We start from the raw sequence: 19,470 nt of genomic DNA, 5'->3' as shown, positions 1-19,470 counted from the left end.
GCGAGAGCTTTATTGACGCGCGCTTCACCCGGCGCCTAATCTTTCCGAGATAACGCGTTCTGAACGCGAGCGATTCGGTGACGGGCAGGGCATAGGACGAAGGCCATGACCGGGGAAACGACCCTCAAGGAAGTCATCGCCAGGCTCGGCAAAGCCATGGAGGGACTGGAAAACGCCGTGGCGGCGCGGCTCGAGCATGAGCGCGACTATTCCGAGGCCGAGGCCGAGGTGCAGCGCATGAACGCCGACCGCTCGCGGCTGGCGCAGGAGCTCGACAATTCCGAGGCCCGCGCCGAACGGCTGGAAGATGCCAACAAGGAAGTGTCGCGCCGGCTGGTGACCGCCATGGAAACCATTCGCGCGGTACTGGACAGGTAAGCCAATGGCACAGGTCACCGTTTCCATCGACGGCAAGCAGTACCGGATGGCTTGCGACGAGGGCCAAGAAGAGCATCTGATCGACCTCGCCGAGCGCTTCGACCGGTATGTCATGCATTTGAAGGATTCGTTCGGCGAGATCGGCGACCAGCGGCTGACCGTCATGGCCGGCATCATGGTGATGGATGAGCTTTCGGAGCTCAACAAGCGGGTCAAGGGCATGGAGAGCGAGGTGCTGACGCTGCGCAAGACGCGCGACGAGGCGCTGACCAAGGCCGACAAGAGCGACAGCGTGCTGACGACCGCGCTCGCGGCACTTGCGCAGCGCATGGAAGACCTTGCGACGACGCTGGCGGTGAAGAAGGCTTAAGCCGCCAATCCCCTGCGTCCGCTATGGAAATTCTGCTGTCTTTTCCAGGAAAAGCAGAAATTTTTCCATCGTTCCGATCACGCTTGCAGACACAAGCCTTTTGAACCGTTCCTTCCGGCGGTATAGAAGCTGACACGCGCCGATGGGGTTAGCCCAGGCCGGCGCCATGTCACAGGGTAGGGAGCACGCGATGAGCCTTCGTATCAACGATATCGCGCCGGATTTCACGGCCGAGACTACGCAAGGGACGATCAATTTCCATCAATGGATCGGTGACGGCTGGGCAGTGCTCTTCAGCCATCCGAAGAACTTCACGCCGGTTTGCACGACCGAGCTCGGCACGATGGCCGGGCTCGAGGGCGAATTCAAAAAGCGAAACGTCAAGATCATCGGCATTTCCGTCGATCCGGTGTCGAGCCACGACAAATGGCAGGCCGACATTAAGACAGCTACCGGCCAGACGGTGAACTATCCGCTGATCGGCGACAAGGATCTCGCCGTCGCCAAGCTTTACGAGATGCTGCCGGCGGGCGCCGGCGAGAGCTCTGAAGGGCGCACGCCGGCCGACAACGCCACGGTGCGCTCGGTCTACGTCATCGGCCCGGACAAGAAGATCAAGCTGGTGCTGACCTATCCGATGACCACCGGCCGCAACTTCGATGAGATCCTGCGCGTCATCGATTCCATCCAGCTGACGGCCAAGCACCAGGTGGCGACGCCGGCAAACTGGAAGCAGGGCGAGGACGTGATCATCACCGCCGCCGTCTCCAACGAGGACGCGATCAAGCGCTTCGGCGCCTACGAGACGGTGTTGCCGTATCTGCGCAAGACCAAGCAGCCTTCAGCGTGAGCTTTCCCCGTGCCACGGGGAGAAGGTGCCCGAAGGCGAATGAGGGGCGGCGCGGCGTTCGGTGATTACCGCGTCAACGGACGTTGTCCTGACGTGATAAGCTCGTAATCTCGGCGCTGCCCCTTATTGTCCTGCCGGACATTTCTCCCCGTATAGTGACGGGGAGAAAGGGGCGAACCACAGCTTTCGCCAATCGCGGGCGTTGTAGGGCCAAATAAAAACGGCGGCGCCAGATCCCGGCGCCGCCGTTTTGTCTTAGCGTAATGCCTCGAGCTTTTACGCCGCCGGCTGCGCTTCGATGGTGCGCAGCGCCTGATTTTGACGCTTGGCCGCGGCCTTGACCGCGTCCTGCACCTTCTCGAAGGCGCGCACCTCGATCTGGCGCACGCGCTCGCGGCTGATGTCGAACTCGGCCGACAACTCTTCCAGCGTCAGCGGCTCTTCGGCCAGACGACGCGCCTCGAAGATGCGCCGCTCGCGGTCGTTGAGCACCGACAGCGCGCCCGACAGCATCGAGCGCCGGTTTTCCAGCTCGTCCTGCTCGATCAGCATCTCTTCCTGGCTTTCGTGATCGTCGACCAGCCAGTCCTGCCATTCACCGGACTCACCTTCGCTCGCCCTGATCGGGGCGTTGAGCGAAGCGTCGCCCGACAGGCGACGGTTCATCGACACCACTTCGGCCTCGGAAACGTTGAGACGCGTGGCGATCTCGGCAATCTGGTCGGGCTTGAGGTCGCCGTCGTCGAGCGCCTGGATCCGGCCCTTCACCTTGCGCAGGTTGAAGAACAGGCGCTTCTGGTTGGCGGTGGTGCCCATCTTGACCAGGCTCCACGAGCGCAGGATGTATTCCTGGATCGAGGCCTTGATCCACCACATAGCGTAGGTGGCGAGCCGGAAGCCGCGCTCCGGTTCGAATTTCTTGACAGCCTGCATGAGGCCGACATTGCCTTCCGAGATCACCTCGCCGATCGGCAGGCCGTAGCCGCGATAGCCCATGGCGATCTTGGCGACGAGCCGCAAATGGCTGGTGACGAGCTTGTGCGCGGCGGAAGTGTCCTGATGCTCGGCATAACGCTTGGCGAGCATGTACTCTTCCTGGGGCTGAAGCATCGGAAAGCGACGGATTTCTTCCAGGTAGCGGGCGAGACCGCCTTCACCGGAAACGATACTGGGTAGTGACTGGGCCATGATAGCGCCCCCTCTCTATTGGAGTGATGCCCCCGTAACGCGGCGGGCATGTGACGCGAATGCCAATCGGCTCACTCGCGGCAACTGCTGTATATAGGAACAAAACCAGAAAGGACAGGCATTTGTTCAACACGAAACAGTGTGTCACGCTGAAGTGAACAACGCCAGTCACGTTTTTTGATGGCTGGTTTGAAGCGTCTTGATGGCAGTTCAGAGCATTCGAAAGCCGCCGACAAGTTCCTCCATGTCCCTCGGCATCGGCGCCTCGAACCGCATCGGCAGATGGGAAGTCGGGTGTCGGAATTCAAGGAGCCAGGCATGGAGCGCCTGTCTGGAAAATGCCTTGACCTCGCCTTTCAGCGGTTCCGGCAGCCGGTTGGCCTTCGTGCGGAAGGCCTGGCCGTACTCCGGATCGCCGACCACGGGATGACCGATATGCGCCATATGCACCCTGATCTGGTGCGTCCGGCCGGTCTCGAGGCGGCATTCGATCAGACTTGCGGTGGTGAATTCCTTCTGCCGCCCGCCGAAACGCTCGACGACGGTGAAATGGGTAACGGCATGCCGGGCGTCGTCCCGGTCTTCGGGAACCACCGCGCGCCGTACCCGATCGGCGGCGCGGCCGAGCGCGGCCTCGACGGTGCCGGTCGGCCGCTGCGGAATGCCCCAGACCAGCGCCAGATAGGCGCGTTCGAGGTCGCCCGTCCGGCCATGATCGGCGAAGGCCTCAGACAGTGCCTTGTGGGCGCGGTCGGTCTTGGCCACCACCATGACGCCGCTGGTTTCCTTGTCCAGCCGGTGGACGATGCCCGGTCGCTTGACGCCGCCGATGCCGGAAAGACTGTCGCCGCAATGATGGATCAGCGCGTTGACCAGTGTGCCGGTCCAGTTGCCGGCGCCGGGATGCACAACCAGCCCCGCCGGCTTGTTGACGACGATCAGCTCGTCGTCCTCGTAAAGGATGTCGAGAGGAATGGCCTCGCCTTGTGGCTCGGCAGGCTCCGGCTCCGGCATGATGACCGCGACACGCTCGCCCGGCGCCATCTTGCGCTTTGCCTCCTCGACCGGCTTGCCGGCGATCGTAACCGCACCCTGCTTGATGAGGGCCTGCACGCGGCTGCGTGAGATCTCCGGGCCGAGCTGGGCGGTGAGCCACTGGTCGAGGCGCTCGCCTGCGGCATCGGCACCGGCTTCCAGCTCCACCGCTCCATCCAACTCATCGCCCGGCAATTCATCCTGTCTCAAAATCGGGGCCCTATCAAAATCGAGGTCTCTTCGCTATGAGCGCTCATCGAAACCGTTGCGGATTGTTTAGTCATGGCCCGGCCGATCGCCGAAGAAGATGAGGAGAAGCCGCTCGACCCTGCGGCCGAAAAAGTGCGCCGGAAGCTCATCCGCTTCATGATCGTCAATCTCGGTCTTCTGTTCCTCGCCCTTATGGTGGTGATCGGAGCCCTTGTCTACAAAGCCCGCAATGCGCCCGGCGCCGGATCGGTGCATGCCGGCGATGTCCAGGCTCCGGCCGGCGCGCCCCTCTCCGGCGATATCGTGCTGCCGGTCGGCGCCAAGGTCGTCAGCCAGGCACTGTCCGGCAACCGCCTGTCGATCGATGCCGAGCTCGCCGACGGCAGCCGTTCCATCTTTCTCTACGACATTGCCGAGCGCCGCGTGATCGGCCAGTTCGCGATTCGCAACAAATGAGCGGCTTTGCCGATAACCGCAGCATTGCGACCGTGGCGCTCGTCGTCGAAAACTATGACGAGGCGATAGCCTGGTATGTCGAGCGGCTTGGCTTCGTGCTGAGCGAGGATGTCGACCTCGGCGGCGGCAAGCGCTGGGTGACGGTCACGCCGGCAAACAGGCAGGGCGCGCGGCTGCTCTTGGCGGCGGCCTCCGGCGAGAGGCAGGCAAGCCGCATCGGTGACCAGACCGGCGGCCGGGTGTTTCTTTTTCTCGAAACGGACGACTTCGCCCGCGACCATCAGGCGATGCTTGGCAGGGGCGTCGAATTCCGCGAGGCGCCGCGCTTCGAGCCCTATGGCACGGTGGCGGTGTTTGCCGATCTCTACGGCAATCTCTGGGATCTGATCGAGCCGAAACGGCAGGGTTGACGAGGGCAGTCCGCAAAGTCCGCGAACAGTCCGAAACCCCAGTTGCTTTTTTCCGGCCTTCATCCTATGTAGCCGGTTCTTGAGCGCGCCCATCGTCTAGCGGTCAGGACACCGCCCTCTCACGGCGGGAACAGGGGTTCGATTCCCCTTGGGCGTACCAAAGATTCCAATAATTTCGCTGCTTTGAACGACGACGCGTCGAATAGCGATCGAGAACCCTTGGCCAGGCAAGTCGTCCGTCGCGGGGTGTGAACTCGCGCGAAGGAACACACAGCACCGTCGGCCGTTTGCCTTTCTTTCAGTGAAAGGATGAGACATGCCGACACCCGCTGAGCTCGAAGCGAAATTCTGGAAAGCACTGAAATCTGACATGACGATGATGATCGGCCTCGACGGCTCCAACATCATCCCTCGGCCCATGACGGCACAACTGGAGAAGGACGATACCGGTCCGATCTGGTTTTTCACGGCGAAAGATACGGAGCTTCCGATGGGCCTTTCCGGCGGCGACCAGGCAACGGCCACGTTCGTCTCCAAGGGACATGACCTCTTCGCAACGGTGCAGGGCAAGCTTCGCGTCGACAATGATCGGGCTGTGATCGATCGGCTCTGGAGCCCCTATGTCGAAGCCTGGTTCGAGGGCGGCAAAGACGATCCGAAACTCACGCTGTTGCGCTTCGATCCGGACCGAGCCGAAATCTGGCTCGATGCGTCGAGCGTGGTTTCGGGCATCAAGATGCTGCTCGGATATGACCCGAAGCAGGAATACAAGGATAATGTCGCCAAGGTCGACCTTTAGGGGCCGGTCGCGACAGGCTGTCGGCCGCGTAATTTCTGCTTGATTCTCGGTTGATGCGGCAAAGGCCTCCAGCCTGGAATGCAACCACGCATCCACTCCATGGGCTCGCGACCAGAATGAACCGCGCCAGTTTGCGGCGGCAATGCGTTACGCGCCGGGATGGAAGATAGGCGCACGAATCCGCCACTGGCGCGCCTGGCGTTATACTCGACATTATCGGAGCGGCGCTTTTTTGCCCCTGGGCTTTGAAGCCCCTGTTTCCCCGCTGTCCCAGGAGAGGAAGGCGCTGCGCTATTTCCCGGTAAGAAACGGCGTGGCTCAGTCATGCGATAGCGTCTAGGCACCGATTCGGCCTTGGCTACCATCCCAATTGGATTATCTGGGAAAGATCGGCGATGTCGCCATAGATCATCGAGCCTTTGACGAGAAAACACTTGCCATGCAAGACCTCGGACAGTGAGCTCGACGCGGTGCAAACCGGCAAAACTTTATGGCCATTGGCTTCGGTCGGGCCGATGCTGATGACGAGGAAAGCAATCGCAACGAGAGTCGTTCTGCTCATATCCAACCCCTCAAGCCTACTAGCTGCCAGGGCTGCAAAACCGGTTGCCTCCTCAAAGTAGCATCGGGCAATGATGGGATTCATCGTATCGATTGGAGAAGCGGCTCATCTATCTGCCGTAGGCGCAAAGACGGATTAGCCCCCGCCTGTTCAGTGGCCTCCACCATGCAGGCTAACGCTTCTTTGTTTCCCAGCCGAACTACAACGCCTCGAATTGCCCACCACCAAGGCGCTTGAATTCCGAACTTCTTCAAAGCGTTCAGGAGCTTCACGACGTGCATCTATCGCGCTTGCTGAAAAAGGCGGCGCGGAACAGTGCAGCCTAAAGATGGGGGCGCCCGGCCTGTGGCATATCGGGGGACCTAGGGCAGACAGGCCGGGCCTTTTACCCCATGTGGGCAAGGGGCAAGTCTGTACTATGCGCCACCTTTCGACGGCTGACATCAGAACTTTAGGCGTAGCTAATAAACGCCGTCGCGATTAATGAGCGCAAGCGAGGGACCTTTGGTTGGCTCTGCGGCTACACCCCTGATGGGATTGACCGCTCATAGTCAGCACGCTCCCAAACGGAAGCGGCAAACCGCTCACCTGCGAAAGCGGGATGAGTTGCGCCATGACCGTTGCAAGTCCTCGCGCTTCTCAAGACAGGCTTTTCGCAAACGCTGACGGACTTGGAGTGTGACCTTGCCGCGCCATCAACGCTGTGGTGGCACCGGATCGAGCAGGGTGACATCGTCGGGCCCCGCGGGTGGCAGTTCGCCATTGGGCGTCAGCTTGTTGACCGCCTCGGGCAAGTCCCTGGTTATCCTGGCTATCAGCTCATCGCGGGACAAGCCGGTCTGCATTGAAAGAGAAGCGAGCGTTTCGTCGTCTATTGCCGCCTCGACCTCTTTCGGCTCGATCGGCTGGTTGGGTCCGCTACTAACCCAAGAATCCACCTTGGAACCGGCTCCCGCATTTCTGAAGCGGTCGACAATATCCCCAAGCGCCGTCCCCGATACGCCTTTGGACAGCTGATCCAAGATCCCTCCCTGCAGACTGTTTGGATCGCGATTTCCCGCGCCACGGAGCAGCTCTCCGATCTTGTCGCGATTTTGGTAGGCGAGAATGCCCAATATGGCGACAGCCAGTCTTCCCAGGTTTGCCATTGATTGCCTCCCAGCAATTACAAGGGAAGAGCCGGTGATCACAAAGGTTCCGTCTAACGTGAAAAGTTTGCCGAGAGGCCAGCAAGCGAGGTCATCTTGCAATCAACAGGCTGGATCACGAGCCGCTTGATTTAGACGCATAAAGTCCTGGACGAAGGCCGCTCGGAAGGCCGCAAAAATCTCCGGTGGCACCCCCTTCAACCTGCTTGCCACTGGCGACAAGCCATACTGAAAGAATCCTGCTGGCCGCGATACCTATTGGCTTTTGTTCAGGAGCGTGGCGGGACCGAAAACCGGCAGCCGGGTCCTAGTGAAAAGAATGCCGGTACTCCTCGCTAAATCAAACCGCGCTCGGAACAAAGGTGTCGGACGCTTGTTGGGTTTGCAGCACATCTGCCCAACTAGGAACTTCTCCATGAAAAATCGCCATCTACTGGTTGCGCTGACCACAGCCGCCGCCATCACATTTGCAGTGCCTGTCCTTGCCGCCGACGATGCCCAGGGGTTCGTCGACAAGGCTGCCAATGGGGGCATGTTCGAGGTCGAGTCGAGTAAGATCGCCCAAGCCAAAGCCCAGGATCAGGCGGTCAAAGACTTCGCCCAAAAGATGATCGACGATCATGGGGCGGCCAATGCAAAACTCGAAACGATTGCCGGCGAGCAGAAGCTCAAAGTGCCCGCCGAGACGGATGCCAAGCACAAGAGCGACCTCGACGCCCTTCAGAACGGCAAGGATCCGGTCGAAAAGACCTATGTGCAGATGCAGCGTGATGCGCACGCGGATGCCGTGGAGCTGTTCGAGAACTACGCCAAGGATGGCGACAATCCCCAGCTCAAGGCGTTCGCTTCGGAGACCTTGCCCACACTCAAAATGCATAAGGAAATGATCGAGAAGATCGCTTCCACCATGGACGATGAGACCGGCACGACGACGAGTTCGACAACTCCCGCCGTCACCACGACCGACACAAAAAATCCGGCTGCTCCGGTGCCAGGCGCCAATAGCTTCACCGAAGACCAGGCCAAGAGCCGGATCCAGGATGCCGGCTTCTCGGATGTCTCAGCGCTAACCAAGGACGATCAAGGCATCTGGCGCGGTCAGGCCACCAAGGACGGAAAGAAGACAACCGTGGCGCTCGATTATCAAGGCAACGTCGTTGCCGGCAGCAACTGAGAACGGATTGGAGTTCAACCATGAGAACCGTGACCGGACTATTTGACAATTATGACGACGCTTCCGATGCCGTCGGTGAACTCGAAGCAATCGGCGTTCCGCATTCCGACATCAGCATCGTCGCCAATAATTCGACCGGCTGGTACCAAGATGATCGCTCGAATGCCGCCGAAGATGCGGCTGGCGGTGCCGGTGTGGGTGCCCTCATTGGCGGCGCCGGCGGGTTGCTGACGGGGCTAGGGATCATGGCTATCCCAGGCGTGGGCCCTGTTGTCGCCGCAGGGTGGCTCGCCGCTACCGCTGCAGGCGCATTGGGAGGCGCAGTTGTCGGCGGGGCTGCCGGTGGCATCGTCGGAGCCCTTACCGACTCCGGGGTCCCGGAAAGGGATGCTCATGTCTACGCCGAAGGTGTGCGCCGCGGCGGGACGTTGGTCACGGCCAAGGTTAGCGACGCGTTGGCCGGCGAAGCCGAGAGCATCCTCGGTCAATCAAGATCGGTGAACTTGGAAGATCGCCGCAGTGCCTACGAAGCGGACGGTTGGACGAGTTTTGACGCTGGCGCCGAAAACTACACCGCCGACGAGATCGAACGCGATCGGGCGCGCTACGCAAATCGCGTTTGACCATATCGCCCCCACGCGAAGGGCTTGGGGGCTTCACGCTCTGGCGCGTAGACAGCGCCTCCATGCCCGGAGCAACTATCCGCTCAATAAAGTTCTCTGCGGCCTCGACGCGCGAGCCAGCTGTGATGCGGGGAGTGAAAAGTGATTTTGCGGCGCGCAACGCGCGGGTTACGCTATGTCACTTGCCAAAAGGAGGATGATGATGAAAGCCTTCCTCGGAACGATCTTAGCGCTGGGCCTGTCCGTCTCTGCAGCATCAGCCAATTGCCCGGCACACGCGAAGGATCAAGCCTCAGTCGACGCGCAGCAGACGGCGAGTGTTGACAAGTCCGACACGTCAACATCGACGGAAATCAAGAAACAAACCCCGGCGAAGTCGGAGTAGTGCTTCTTCTTCGAAGGTAGATTGAGAGAGTGTCCGCGCTGCGGGTAGTAACACCCGAGAGCGGGCTACCATGAGGAGCCATGCGGCGCGAGGACGGCGTGAGTGTCGCCGCTATCGCTGAGAAGCTTCGCTGATCGGCGACGTGAAAGCGTAGCGGTGGCGCCATTTCGGGCGCCCTCAAGGACGGTCCACAAATAAGGCTTCCGCAGGCTGCCGACACTGAACCAAGCGGCCAAGTCTAAAATGCCGGCTCGGGTCCGTTCACGAGACGCCCTCTCCAACAACAGCGACAGCTGATTCAGGTGGATCGATTGGGCGTCTTCAAGCAACTGCAGAAAGCTGGACGCCTTGCCTCGCGGCCACCGACGGCGCTTTAGCGCAGCGATGCGCGCGCGCTGGCGCTTGATGTGCTGCTCGGCCTGCAGAACATGGCGTTCCGCCATTTGGATGTCGTCGGCCAATGCCATGGTTGTAAACGGCGGTGTCGGGCAGGCGGTTCCGCTGGCCCGGCCGGCCCTCGATCATGGTGCAGCAGAGCCTTGCGCATCCTCCTTGCGGCCGGCGATGACGTGCTGGTGCGATGCTGCGCGCCGCTTCTGGCGCAACGCCTCGGATTGAATTAGCATCCGATAATCAAAGTTTCGGCCGCGATCCAGCAGGATGCGGATTGCGGAACCAAGGGGAAGCCGTGCGGCGGTCGCCTGCCGGGCGCCGATTTAAAGGCTGCCTGACCACATCGTCCGGCGGCAGGCGCGGCGGCGCCGGGAGGAGCCGATGCAAAAACTGCAGTCGCAAGGCGTCCATCACATCACGCTGGTCGGCGCCGATCGCCAGACCTCCATCGATTTCTGGGAAGGCGTGCTCGGCATGCCATTCATCTTCGAGCAGCCCAATCTCGACAAAGCGAGCGAAAGCCACCTCTATTTCGACCCGGGCGATGGCCGGCTGATCACGGTCTTCACCGACGAGAGCCGCAGCCCGGTCAAGCGGCGCACGCCGACCGATACCGGCTGTGTCCACCACATCGCGTTCTCGGTGTCGCGCGTGACGTTCCTGCAGGCAGTCGGCCGGCTCGACGAGCGCGCCATCAAGCACAGCGGCGTCAAGGATCGCGGCTTCATGGATTCGATCTATTTCGAGGATCCGCTTGGGCTGCTGATCGAGCTTGCCTCCTACCGGTTCGAGCCGCCCGCGGGCTTCAGCCATGCCGACGTGCTGATGGCGGCGCACAAGATCCGCGTTGCGCGCGGCGACTACAATATCGCCGAGGCGCACCTTGCCGACGCCATCCAGGCGCTGGTCGAGCGATCGCGCGAAACATTGTCCGAGAACCGGGCGGCGAAAAATCCATACTGAACAGGTCAGAGGGAGGACCAGATGGCAAAGGCTGCAACGAAGGGAACGAAGAAAGCCGCCGCCAAGCCGGCAGCGAAGATGGCAAAGCCGGCGGCAAAGGTGACTGCCGCCAAGATGTCGGCCAAAGCAGTCAGGCCGGCCGCAAAAGCCGCGCCTAAAGCGACGGCAAAAGCCGCGCCTAAAGCAACAGCAAAGGCAGCGCTTAAAGCCAAGGCGCAGCCGGCGAAGAAGCCCGCGGTCAAGCTCAGCATGCTAAGGCCCAGCGTCAACAACATGACGGTCCGGGTGTTCACGCGAGCGGCCGGGCTCGACCATGCCGAGACCGACGCCTGGGGCCTGACGCGCACGCCGGAATTCCTGGCGCGGAACCCGGCGCATCTGACTCCGATGATCGAGGACAAAGGACTTCCCAGAGGCGTGCTTTGGGAAAGCTGCGCAATCATGCAGTACCTCGCCAACAAGCACGGGCTGGACAAGTTCTATCCGAAGGCGCCGGCCAAGCGGGCGATGGTCGACAGCGCCATGTTCTACCTGGTCGGAACGCTCTATCCCTATGTGGCCAGGGCCACTTATCCGGCACTTGGCTTTCCGCAATATGCCGGCGAGGTCGGCCACAGCGATGCCCATCCCGACAAGAAATCGGAGGCGCAAAAGGCTGCCATCGCCGCAATCGCCGAGCCGCTGGAGGTCTTTCATAGCTTCTTCAGGGACGGCAAGCCTTTCATCGGCGGCAACAACCCGTCGATCGCCGACATCCGTCTGGCGGCGACACTGGAGTTCCTGGCGGTCATCGACTATGCGCTGCCGAGCTGGGCGAAGGACTATATGGCTGCGATCGAGAAGAAGCTCGGCAAGGCCTATGCTGAGCCGGCCGGCGACGTGCGCGGCTACATCGCCCATGTGAAGGCCCAGGCCACGGCTTAAGAAATGCGCGAGGTTTAGGGTTTCGTTAACCAAACCCTTGTCTAGTGTCTCGGTCCTCGCTGCGACCACGGATGTACTGGCGCGATTGCCGAGGAGAAGGAAAGGTCGGCTCAGCGCCGGCCTTTTTGCTTTTCCGCCGGCGCGCCAGCGTCACGGCAGCATGATTTTATCGGGTGCCGGCGCGGTTGAAATTCTATTGTCATCCGCGTCGTTGATCGTACCATGCGAACGGGCGAAAGCGGCGAGGACAAAGCCATGAGAAGCACGGCTAGACTTTCAGCGATCGCAGGCGCGCTGCTGGCGATGCCTTTTCCGGCAGATGCCGCATCGCTCAACACGATGAACGAGGTCGGCGCGGCGCTGCAGGCGTGCTGGACGCCGCCGGCCGAAGCCGGAACTGCCTCGGTCACCTTGAGCTTCAGCTTCAAGCGCGACGGCACGCTGATCGGCCCGCCGAAGCCAACGGCCATCAAGGTCAACGGGGATGACAAGGCGCGTCAGGCCTATGTCGACGCGGCGACCGCCGCCCTGCGAAATTGCCTGCCGCTCAGCTTTTCGCCGGACCTCGCAAAAGGAATTCCCGGGAAGATCTTTACGCTTCAATTCAATTCGCCGAAGGACAACGCCAAAGCAATACAGCAGTAGAACTGCCAAGTTGCTCAGTTTCGCCTTCGCCGATTTCCAACAGAAAACGGCTATGCTTTCTAGGTGGCGCTTTGTTGCTGGACAGCGCTACGCCGGATTGCGCCTGCGGCGGGCATTGGCGTGTTTTTCCAGTTGCGGCATTTCGAAGACGTAGTCGCTCCAGGCCGATTCCGGAATTTGGCCGGCCAGATAGCATTCCAACAATAGATTTTGCTCGGGTGTCAGACGCCTCGGGGCCCGCTCGTGATCCAGTCCAAGCGAATGGATCAGGTTTCTGGTCAGGCCTGAGACGGTGAAATGAACAGACATCTTCGCTCCCCTTCGTGCTGCGCCGATAACGCCAGACGCCACACAAAGGTTTCACGCGCAGTGAGGAAACACGCGATCTTATCGTAGCTGCTACGCTACTCGCAGACGACGCGATAGCGCTTGCCGGGTTCGCTGACATTCCGGCAGGCGAGCGCCTTCTGTGGCTGGGAGGACGCATCAGCCAAATCCGGCTGAAAGGAAGGGGCCGTCGAAACACGTCTTCGACTGGGGGAACTCACCGGGGCGATCGGCGGCTGAGGAAACACGTCCGTCGCGATCTGCCTCGAGGCTGTTGTTCCTGGCGGGGCCTTGTCCCAAATGCGCCTGACGTCCATCCGGCTTGGAATGATGACGGTTCCGTCGTCGCTGCGCGTGCAGCCGCTTGCCGCGAGCAGCGCCGGACAGAGAACAAAAGTCAGCATTCGACCAAGCATCAGCTATACCCCCACCGATTTTATAGCCCGGCAGCGGTGGGTTCGCCAACGGACGGATTACCGCAGCGAGGTCGGACCGGCGTCCGCCTAAAACCCGTTAACGGCAACGGGCGTGTTCGGTTGCGAATCGTTAAGGTTAGCCGATCGTTAATGCTTGTCGGGCACATTCCGCCGACGAACCGGGAGGGTTCGGCCTGGGGGTAGGGATGGCGGATAGGGACGGTACTTTCGAGATGGGCGCCGCCCGTTCTTTCGAAGGCGCGGTCGAGCGCGGCGAGGCGGCGGTCCCCCGCGCCCCCGATCAGCATGCGGCCGCGACCTCGGAAGCGCTTGCCAATCTTCGCCTGATGGTCGATTCGATGCCGATCGGCGTCATTGTCCTCGATGCCGACCTCAGGGCGGAGATCATCAACCGCGCCTTCTACGACTTCTGGAAGATCGATCCGCTTCGCGCCACTGCCGGCTGCGGCTTCCGCGAGCTGATGGAGGCCAGCCGCGACGCCGACCCCTATGGTGCCGACGAGGTGGGCTGGCAACGCCACATCGCCGAGCGCGAGGCCGAAATCCGGGCAGGCGTTGCCGGTTCCAGGCAGTTGCCGCGCAATGACGGCCGCGTGCTGATCGCCTCGCTGGCACCGCTTGCCGGCGGCAAGCGTCTGATCTCCTATGTCGACATCACCGACATGAAGCATCGCGAGACCGAGGCAGAGGATGCGCGCAAGAATCTCGCCACGGTGCTGGAGTCGCTGCCGGCCGGCGTCATCATCTATGACCGCTACGATGAATTCGTCTTCGCCAACCGCAAGCTGCATGACAGTTTGCCGGCGCTGAAGCCGGCCTGGCAGCCGGGCCGCACCTTACGCGAGGCGCTCGCTCTCGGTCATTCCGCCGGCTATTTCCGGTCGAGCGGCGACGTCGAGATCGACAATCTCTATGGTGTCGACAAAGAACGCTGGCTCGACGCCATGCTGAAGCGTTACCACCTGCCCAATTCGTCCTATGAACGGCTCAATCCCGACGGTCGTTGGTTCCAGGTCTACGACATGAGAGCGGACGACGGCACGTTCATAGGGGTGCGCGTCGACATTTCCGACATCAAGGCCCGCGAGAAGGCGCTGCGCGACTCGATGCGGCAGATCGACCTTTACCGGCATGTCATGGACGAATTGCCGGTGGCGGCGTTCATCAAGGCCGAGGATCTTACAATCGAGTTCGTCAACAAGGCCTGGTGCGCGCTGACCGGCATTGCCAAGGAAGACGTCATCGGCAAGACGGACCGGCAGCTTTTCGGCGCCGAGGACGCCGAAAGCTACAGCCATGACGATGCCGAGGTCATCGCGACCGGCAAGGGGCGCGAAGTCGAGGAGCCTGTCACCCATCGCGACGGCACGGTGCGGCAGCTGATGACGCGCAAGAGCCGCCTCATCGCGACCGACGGATCGGTGCATCTGGTCGGTTCCAGCACCGACATCACCGAGGTCAAGGCGCGCGAGCGGGCGCTCAAGGAAAGCATGAGCGAGAACGAGGTGTTCCGCAACCTGATCGACAACGTGCCGGTGTCGATCTACGCGAAGCGTTCGGATCTAAGGCAATTCTACGTCAACAAGGGCTGGTGCGATCTCACCGGCTTCAGCAAGGAAGAGGCGATCGGCAAGACCGACGTCGAGATCTTCGGCGCGGACGGCGAAGCTTTCGTCGCCGGCGACCTGGCGGTGCTGCGCACCGGCGAGACGCAGGAGATCGAAGAACAGGTGACGCTGCCGGACGGCAGCGTGCGTCACCAGTTCGCGCGCAAGGGCGCGATGATCGCGTCCGACGGTTCGCTCTATCTGATCGGGTCGACCACGGACATTACGGAACTGAAACAGCGCGAGGCCGAGCTCAGCGAGGCGCGCCGGCGTGCCGTGCTTGCCGACCGCGCCAAGTCGGAGTTCCTCGCCAATATGAGCCACGAGATCCGTACGCCGATGAACGGCGTGCTCGGCATGGCCGAGTTGCTCGCAAAGTCGGACCTCGACCCAAAGCAGAGGACGTTCACCGACATCATCGTCAAATCGGGCAACGCGTTGCTCACCATCATCAACGACATCCTCGACTTCTCCAAGATCGACGCCGGCCAGCTCGTGCTCGACCCGGCGCCCTTCAACCTTGCCGAGGCGATCGAGGATGTGGCGACGCTGGTGTCGACCCGCGCCAAGGAAAAGGACCTCGAGCTCATCGTTCGCGTCCAGCCCGGGCTCGACGGGCAGTTCGTCGGCGACGTCGGCCGGATCCGACAGATCGTCACCAACCTGCTCGGCAATGCGGTGAAGTTCACCGACAAGGGCCATGTGCTGGTCGACGTGACCGGCGAGCGCGTTCCGTCGGGGACGAAGCTCGCCATCTCGGTCACCGATACCGGCATCGGCATTCCCGAAGACAAGCTGAAGCTGGTGTTCGAGAAATTCAGCCAGGTCGACACCTCCTCGACTAGACGGCACGAGGGCACCGGGCTCGGCCTTGCCATCACCTCGCGGCTGGTCGAGCTGATGGGCGGCGAGATCGGCGTCGACAGCGCCGAGGGCAAGGGCTCGACCTTCTGGTTCACCGTCACGCTGCCGCGGGCCGAGCGAGGCGGGCAGCGGATCATGCCGGTCGACGTGACCGGCGCGCGCGTGCTGATCGTCGACGACAATGCCGTCAACCGCGCGATCCTCAGCGAGCAGATGGCTTCGTGGACCTTCGATTCCTGCGCGGCCGAAAGCGGCGCCGAGGGACTGAAGGTGCTGATTGCGGCTGCCGCCTACGGCGTGCCTGTCGACTGCGTCGTGCTCGACTACCAGATGCCGGGCATGACCGGCGCCGAAATGGCGCGCATCGTGCGCAACACCGCCGGCCTCGCGCACACGCCGATCATCATGCTGACCTCGGTCGACCAGTCGCTCGCCAGCGCCGCCTACCGCGATCTCGGCATCGATGCGCAGCTGATCAAGCCGGCGCGTTCCTCGATCTTGCTGGAGACGCTGGTCGCCACCATCCAGCGTCATCGCCACAGCACGGCGGCCATCCATCCGGCCTTGACCGGCGACGTCGAGACCGGGGCCGGCGCGCCGCAGGCGTCCACGGCGCAGGCGACCGCGGCGGATCGCGTCCTGCTGCAGCCGCCGCCGGCGCGTGCCCGTGCACGCCTGGCCGGCGCGGAGGCCGGGCTCGACATTCTCGTCGCCGAGGACAACGAGGTGAACCAGATGGTGTTCACGCAAATCCTGGGCGAGACCGGATACCAGTTCGAAATCGTCGGCAACGGCCGCAAGGCGCTGGACGCCTTCGGCAGGCTTAACCCGCGCATGATCCTGATGGATGTGTCGATGCCCGAGATGAGCGGCCTGGAGGCGACCGCGGCCATCCGCCGGCTCGAAGCCGAGATGGGCACGCATGTGCCGATCGTCGGCGTCACCGCGCATGCACTGAAGGGCGACCGCGAGCGCTGCCTGGAAGCCGGCATGGACGATTACCTGCCGAAGCCGATCAGCCCGAAGGCGCTGCTCGAGAAGCTTGAAAGATGGCTCGGGTCGGACGCGGAAGTCCGCCGCAGCGCCGGATAACAGCCTTTCTGCGCGGCCGTTCACGGCGTCATCGACGAGGTCCGTCGGCGGGCGTCCAACGCAGACATATGGTGTGATCGCACCATACAAAACGAAGGCCAGGTCAGGACAATGGCTGCTGTCGATTCCGCCCTTCGGTTACGGGCGGGAGCAGCGACCGCCGGCAAGGAACAGCGTCGACTCTACCCCAACGGACCTGTTTTCGGCGATGGCCAGGCCATGATCCGCTCTGGCGCACAGGCAACGCGCTCTCGTCCGGATTTTATTTCCCGGCGGCCGGAGATCCGGCCGCCGGGATAATTTTTGATTCAAAAGTCGGACAAGCTACTGATTCCCGCGGCAAACTTCGGCTGGGTCCGCAAATGGCGGCCGCAGGCCCCCCCAAGGCATCCCCGTTCAGGCGTTACCGGGCTGACACGAAACTGTCATGCGACTGTAATAATCGACGTCTATTGCGCTCGTCAGGCGCCGACAGAAAAGGGTTGCCGAAAGACCATATTCCGAACAGGAGCAGGCCACATGAGACATTTCATCCGCTCGGCGGCCGTTGCGATTGCAATGGCTGCGGCATCCACGCTTTCCCTCTCCGCCGCTATGGCGGCCGACATCTCCGGTGCCGGCGCTACCTTCCCCTATCCGATCTACGCCAAGTGGGCCGACGTCTACAAAAAGGAGACCGGCATCGGTCTCAACTATCAGTCGATCGGCTCCGGTGGCGGCATCAAGCAGATCAAGGCCAAGACCGTGACCTTCGGCGCCTCGGACGCGCCGCTCAAGGGCGAGGATCTCAAGTCGACCGGGCTCGCGCAGTTCCCGATGGTGATGGGCGGCATCGTTCCGGTCGTCAACCTCGAAGGTGTCAAGCCGGGCGAACTGGTGCTCGACGGCCCGACGCTGGCCGACATCTTCGTCGGCAAGATCACCAACTGGAATGACGAGGCGATCAAGAAGCTCAACCCCGACGTCAAGCTGCCCGACCAGGCGATCGCGGTCGTGCACCGTTCCGACGGCTCGGGCACCACGTTCAACTTCAGCTACTATCTGGCCGAAGTCAGCGCCGACTGGAAGTCGAAGGTCGGCGTCAATACCGCGCTCGAGTGGCCGGTGGGCATCGGCGCCAAGGGCAACGAGGGCGTCGCCAACAACGTCGCGCAGACCGGTGGCGCGATCGGTTATGTCGAGTATGCCTATGCTAAGCAGAACAAGCTCACCTATACCGACCTGATCAATAAGGATGGCAAGAAGGTAGAGCCGACCGCTGCCGCGTTCTCGGCCGCTGCAGCCAATGCCGACTGGAGCTCCAAGCCTGGCTACGGCGTCATCCTGGCCAACCAGGCTGGTGCTGAAAGCTGGCCGATGACCTCCGCGACCTGGATCCTCGTCTACCAGAAGCCCGACGATGCGTCGGCCACCACCGAAGCGCTCAAGTTCTTCGCCTGGTCCTACGCCAAGGGCGACGACATGGCCGCCGAGCTGGACTATGTTCCGATGCCCGACGCGGTCGTGAAGAGCGTCGAGGAAATGTGGAGCAAGGACATCGTCGACAGCAACGGCAAGCCGCTCTACTCCGGCATGTAATTCCTCCGGAATAAGGAGGGCGCCTCGGGCGCCCTCCTGTCTCTTTCGAAATGCGAGGGCAAATGACAGCCGTTTCCGAAGCCGTGACATCGTCCGCCATACGGACCAGGGAAGCGACGGTGCGCCGCTTCGCCCTGACGGACACGATCTTCCGAACGGTCACGCGCCTCTCCGCCATACTCGTGCTGCTTCTTCTCGGCGGCGTCGCGGTCTCGCTGATCGCCGGCTCGTGGGAGGCGCTGTCGAAGTTCGGCTTCTCCTTCCTGACGACTGAATCCTGGAATCCGGTCACCGAGAATTTCGGCGCGCTCGCGCCCATCTACGGCACCGTCGTCACCTCGGCCATCGCCATCCTCATTGCCGTGCCGATCGGCATCGGCATCGCCGTCTTCCTGACCGAGCTCTGCCCGCGCCCGCTCAGGCGCCCGATCGGCATCGCGGTCGAGCTGCTCGCCGGCATTCCCTCGATCATTTACGGCATCTGGGGCCTGTTCGTCTTCGCGCCATTCCTGCAGACGACGGTACAGCCATTCATCATCAATCTTTTCCACGGCATACCGGGTCTCGCCAGCCTGTTTGCCGGTCCGCCCTACGGCATCGGCCTCCTGACGTCGTCGCTGATCCTCGCCATCATGGTGCTGCCCTTCATCACCTCGATCACCAAGGACGTGTTCGACACGGTGCCAGCGGTGCTGAAGGAATCGGCCTACGGCATCGGCTGCACGACCTGGGAAGTGACCCGGCGCGTGGTCATCCCCTATACGCGGGTCGGCATCATGGGCGGCGTCATGCTCGGTCTTGGCCGCGCGCTCGGCGAGACGATGGCCGTCACCTTCGTCATCGGCAATGCGCACCGCATCAGCGCCTCGCTGTTTGCGCCCGGTACGACGATCTCGGCGACCATCGCCAACGAATTCACCGAAGCCGACGGCGAGCTTTACACGTCCTCACTGGTGGCGCTCGGACTGATCCTGTTCATCATCACCTTCATCATCCTCGCGCTCGCACGCTACATGCTGTTGCGCATCGATAGCCGCACGGGAGCCTGACCG

21 protein-coding genes and 1 tRNA gene are annotated in these 19,470 nt (G+C 62.0%); 16 read left to right on the top strand and 6 right to left on the bottom strand.

Translation table 11 applies throughout. From position 1 onward, the window contains the following. Window positions 1-105: 105 nt before the first annotated feature. The 3 genes from EOD29_RS15945 (at window position 106) to EOD29_RS15935 (ending at window position 1,598) form a co-directional block, all read left to right on the top strand. Window positions 106-378, top strand: coding sequence for a DUF4164 domain-containing protein (locus EOD29_RS15945; protein ID WP_040973690.1), 273 nt, complete (start codon window positions 106-108; stop codon window positions 376-378). A gap of 4 nt (window positions 379-382) precedes the next feature. Beyond that, window positions 383-748, top strand: a complete 366-nt coding sequence (locus EOD29_RS15940) for a cell division protein ZapA (RefSeq protein WP_067002048.1) — start codon at window positions 383-385, stop codon at window positions 746-748. 190 nt (window positions 749-938) lie between these two features. Then, the gene (locus EOD29_RS15935; protein ID WP_067319311.1) at window positions 939-1,598 is read left to right on the top strand and encodes a peroxiredoxin; all 660 of its coding nucleotides are present in this window, start codon (window positions 939-941) and stop codon (window positions 1,596-1,598) included. 276 nt (window positions 1,599-1,874) lie between these two features. Here EOD29_RS15935 and rpoH read toward each other — a convergent pair whose 3' ends face one another. Together rpoH and EOD29_RS15925 are read right to left on the bottom strand one after the other, a co-directional pair. After that, entirely contained in the window at window positions 1,875-2,786 is a 912-nt protein-coding gene (gene rpoH, locus EOD29_RS15930) for an RNA polymerase sigma factor RpoH (protein ID WP_067002056.1), read from the bottom strand. A 210-nt stretch (window positions 2,787-2,996) separates the two neighbouring features. Further along, complete coding sequence (locus EOD29_RS15925; protein WP_245475354.1) at window positions 2,997-3,989, bottom strand: RluA family pseudouridine synthase; 993 nt, start codon at window positions 3,987-3,989, stop codon at window positions 2,997-2,999. A gap of 114 nt (window positions 3,990-4,103) precedes the next feature. Between EOD29_RS15925 and EOD29_RS15920 the strand changes: the two genes are divergently transcribed. The 4 genes from EOD29_RS15920 (at window position 4,104) to EOD29_RS15905 (ending at window position 5,696) form a co-directional block, all read left to right on the top strand. Next, entirely contained in the window at window positions 4,104-4,487 is a 384-nt protein-coding gene (locus EOD29_RS15920; RefSeq protein WP_067002059.1) for a fimbrial protein, read from the top strand. Beyond that, entirely contained in the window at window positions 4,484-4,897 is a 414-nt protein-coding gene (locus EOD29_RS15915; RefSeq protein ID WP_067002062.1) for a VOC family protein, read from the top strand. Before EOD29_RS15920 ends, EOD29_RS15915 begins: the two co-directional genes overlap by 4 nt. Before the next feature lie 85 nt (window positions 4,898-4,982). Next, a tRNA-Glu gene (locus EOD29_RS15910) sits at window positions 4,983-5,057 on the top strand. A 156-nt stretch (window positions 5,058-5,213) separates the two neighbouring features. Beyond that, entirely contained in the window at window positions 5,214-5,696 is a 483-nt protein-coding gene (locus EOD29_RS15905) for a pyridoxamine 5'-phosphate oxidase family protein (RefSeq protein WP_127215032.1), read from the top strand. A 358-nt stretch (window positions 5,697-6,054) separates the two neighbouring features. Here the strand turns inward: EOD29_RS15905 and EOD29_RS15900 are convergent, their stop codons facing one another. Both EOD29_RS15900 and EOD29_RS15895 read right to left on the bottom strand, forming a co-directional pair. Next, window positions 6,055-6,342: a hypothetical protein gene (locus tag EOD29_RS15900; protein ID WP_245307357.1), complete on the bottom strand. Its 288-nt coding sequence runs from the start codon at window positions 6,340-6,342 to the stop codon at window positions 6,055-6,057. Between the two features lie 611 nt (window positions 6,343-6,953). Further along, window positions 6,954-7,406, bottom strand: coding sequence for a YidB family protein (locus tag EOD29_RS15895; RefSeq protein ID WP_067319306.1), 453 nt, complete (start codon window positions 7,404-7,406; stop codon window positions 6,954-6,956). A gap of 415 nt (window positions 7,407-7,821) precedes the next feature. Between EOD29_RS15895 and EOD29_RS15890 the strand changes: the two genes are divergently transcribed. The 3 genes from EOD29_RS15890 (at window position 7,822) to EOD29_RS15880 (ending at window position 9,588) form a co-directional block, all read left to right on the top strand. Further along, window positions 7,822-8,580: a DUF4142 domain-containing protein gene (locus tag EOD29_RS15890; RefSeq protein ID WP_095828391.1), complete on the top strand. Its 759-nt coding sequence runs from the start codon at window positions 7,822-7,824 to the stop codon at window positions 8,578-8,580. 20 nt (window positions 8,581-8,600) lie between these two features. Then, window positions 8,601-9,203, top strand: a complete 603-nt coding sequence (locus EOD29_RS15885; RefSeq protein ID WP_067002074.1) for a hypothetical protein — start codon at window positions 8,601-8,603, stop codon at window positions 9,201-9,203. 202 nt (window positions 9,204-9,405) lie between these two features. Continuing rightward, complete coding sequence (locus EOD29_RS15880) at window positions 9,406-9,588, top strand: hypothetical protein (protein ID WP_127247169.1); 183 nt, start codon at window positions 9,406-9,408, stop codon at window positions 9,586-9,588. Between the two features lie 65 nt (window positions 9,589-9,653). Here the strand turns inward: EOD29_RS15880 and EOD29_RS15875 are convergent, their stop codons facing one another. Continuing rightward, window positions 9,654-10,055: a hypothetical protein gene (locus EOD29_RS15875; RefSeq protein WP_127247168.1), complete on the bottom strand. Its 402-nt coding sequence runs from the start codon at window positions 10,053-10,055 to the stop codon at window positions 9,654-9,656. A 307-nt stretch (window positions 10,056-10,362) separates the two neighbouring features. Here EOD29_RS15875 and EOD29_RS15870 point away from each other — a divergent pair, with 307 nt between their 5' ends. The 3 genes from EOD29_RS15870 to EOD29_RS15860 all read left to right on the top strand — a co-directional run bounded on the left by EOD29_RS15870 (window position 10,363) and on the right by EOD29_RS15860 (window position 12,513). Then, on the top strand, window positions 10,363-10,944 hold the full coding sequence (locus EOD29_RS15870) for a VOC family protein (RefSeq protein ID WP_067319302.1): 582 nt from the start codon (window positions 10,363-10,365) through the stop codon (window positions 10,942-10,944). A 21-nt stretch (window positions 10,945-10,965) separates the two neighbouring features. Then, entirely contained in the window at window positions 10,966-11,868 is a 903-nt protein-coding gene (locus tag EOD29_RS15865) for a glutathione S-transferase family protein (RefSeq protein ID WP_127247167.1), read from the top strand. Between the two features lie 255 nt (window positions 11,869-12,123). Beyond that, entirely contained in the window at window positions 12,124-12,513 is a 390-nt protein-coding gene (locus EOD29_RS15860; protein WP_067002225.1) for a hypothetical protein, read from the top strand. Between the two features lie 87 nt (window positions 12,514-12,600). Here EOD29_RS15860 and EOD29_RS15855 read toward each other — a convergent pair whose 3' ends face one another. Continuing rightward, on the bottom strand, window positions 12,601-12,822 hold the full coding sequence (locus EOD29_RS15855; protein ID WP_067319298.1) for a hypothetical protein: 222 nt from the start codon (window positions 12,820-12,822) through the stop codon (window positions 12,601-12,603). 640 nt (window positions 12,823-13,462) lie between these two features. Between EOD29_RS15855 and EOD29_RS15845 the strand changes: the two genes are divergently transcribed. The 3 genes from EOD29_RS15845 to pstC all read left to right on the top strand — a co-directional run bounded on the left by EOD29_RS15845 (window position 13,463) and on the right by pstC (window position 19,467). Beyond that, entirely contained in the window at window positions 13,463-16,840 is a 3,378-nt protein-coding gene (locus tag EOD29_RS15845) for a response regulator (RefSeq protein WP_245475353.1), read from the top strand. Window positions 16,841-17,359: 519 nt separating this feature from the next. After that, window positions 17,360-18,418 (top strand): phosphate ABC transporter substrate-binding protein PstS, encoded by a 1,059-nt coding sequence (pstS, locus tag EOD29_RS15840; protein ID WP_095799836.1) that lies wholly within the window; start codon window positions 17,360-17,362, stop codon window positions 18,416-18,418. 62 nt (window positions 18,419-18,480) lie between these two features. Next, the gene (gene pstC / locus EOD29_RS15835; protein WP_095824035.1) at window positions 18,481-19,467 is read left to right on the top strand and encodes a phosphate ABC transporter permease subunit PstC; all 987 of its coding nucleotides are present in this window, start codon (window positions 18,481-18,483) and stop codon (window positions 19,465-19,467) included. Window positions 19,468-19,470 lie beyond the last annotated feature (3 nt).

Source organism: Mesorhizobium sp. M1A.T.Ca.IN.004.03.1.1 (genome assembly GCF_003997555.1).
GTDB lineage: Bacteria > Pseudomonadota > Alphaproteobacteria > Rhizobiales > Rhizobiaceae > Mesorhizobium.
This window is presented reverse-complemented; position numbering and strand designations above follow the sequence as displayed.

What these genes read in the sequence shown, in the direction of transcription:
- EOD29_RS15945 (WP_040973690.1), top strand. Translation starts at nt 106, where the DNA reads ATGACCGGGGAAACGACCCTCAAGGAAGTCATCGCCAGGCTCGGCAAA.
- EOD29_RS15940 (WP_067002048.1), top strand. Translation starts at nt 383, where the DNA reads ATGGCACAGGTCACCGTTTCCATCGACGGCAAGCAGTACCGGATGGCT.
- EOD29_RS15935 (WP_067319311.1), top strand. Translation starts at nt 939, where the DNA reads ATGAGCCTTCGTATCAACGATATCGCGCCGGATTTCACGGCCGAGACT.
- rpoH (WP_067002056.1), bottom strand. Translation starts at nt 2,786, where the DNA reads ATGGCCCAGTCACTACCCAGTATCGTTTCCGGTGAAGGCGGTCTCGCC.
- EOD29_RS15920 (WP_067002059.1), top strand. Translation starts at nt 4,104, where the DNA reads ATGGCCCGGCCGATCGCCGAAGAAGATGAGGAGAAGCCGCTCGACCCT.
- EOD29_RS15915 (WP_067002062.1), top strand. Translation starts at nt 4,484, where the DNA reads ATGAGCGGCTTTGCCGATAACCGCAGCATTGCGACCGTGGCGCTCGTC.
- EOD29_RS15905 (WP_127215032.1), top strand. Translation starts at nt 5,214, where the DNA reads ATGCCGACACCCGCTGAGCTCGAAGCGAAATTCTGGAAAGCACTGAAA.
- EOD29_RS15900 (WP_245307357.1), bottom strand. Translation starts at nt 6,342, where the DNA reads ATGAATCCCATCATTGCCCGATGCTACTTTGAGGAGGCAACCGGTTTT.
- EOD29_RS15895 (WP_067319306.1), bottom strand. Translation starts at nt 7,406, where the DNA reads ATGGCAAACCTGGGAAGACTGGCTGTCGCCATATTGGGCATTCTCGCC.
- EOD29_RS15890 (WP_095828391.1), top strand. Translation starts at nt 7,822, where the DNA reads ATGAAAAATCGCCATCTACTGGTTGCGCTGACCACAGCCGCCGCCATC.
- EOD29_RS15885 (WP_067002074.1), top strand. Translation starts at nt 8,601, where the DNA reads ATGAGAACCGTGACCGGACTATTTGACAATTATGACGACGCTTCCGAT.
- EOD29_RS15880 (WP_127247169.1), top strand. Translation starts at nt 9,406, where the DNA reads ATGAAAGCCTTCCTCGGAACGATCTTAGCGCTGGGCCTGTCCGTCTCT.
- EOD29_RS15875 (WP_127247168.1), bottom strand. Translation starts at nt 10,055, where the DNA reads ATGGCATTGGCCGACGACATCCAAATGGCGGAACGCCATGTTCTGCAG.
- EOD29_RS15870 (WP_067319302.1), top strand. Translation starts at nt 10,363, where the DNA reads ATGCAAAAACTGCAGTCGCAAGGCGTCCATCACATCACGCTGGTCGGC.
- EOD29_RS15865 (WP_127247167.1), top strand. Translation starts at nt 10,966, where the DNA reads ATGGCAAAGGCTGCAACGAAGGGAACGAAGAAAGCCGCCGCCAAGCCG.
- EOD29_RS15860 (WP_067002225.1), top strand. Translation starts at nt 12,124, where the DNA reads ATGAGAAGCACGGCTAGACTTTCAGCGATCGCAGGCGCGCTGCTGGCG.
- EOD29_RS15855 (WP_067319298.1), bottom strand. Translation starts at nt 12,822, where the DNA reads ATGTCTGTTCATTTCACCGTCTCAGGCCTGACCAGAAACCTGATCCAT.
- EOD29_RS15845 (WP_245475353.1), top strand. Translation starts at nt 13,463, where the DNA reads ATGGCGGATAGGGACGGTACTTTCGAGATGGGCGCCGCCCGTTCTTTC.
- pstS (WP_095799836.1), top strand. Translation starts at nt 17,360, where the DNA reads ATGAGACATTTCATCCGCTCGGCGGCCGTTGCGATTGCAATGGCTGCG.
- pstC (WP_095824035.1), top strand. Translation starts at nt 18,481, where the DNA reads ATGACAGCCGTTTCCGAAGCCGTGACATCGTCCGCCATACGGACCAGG.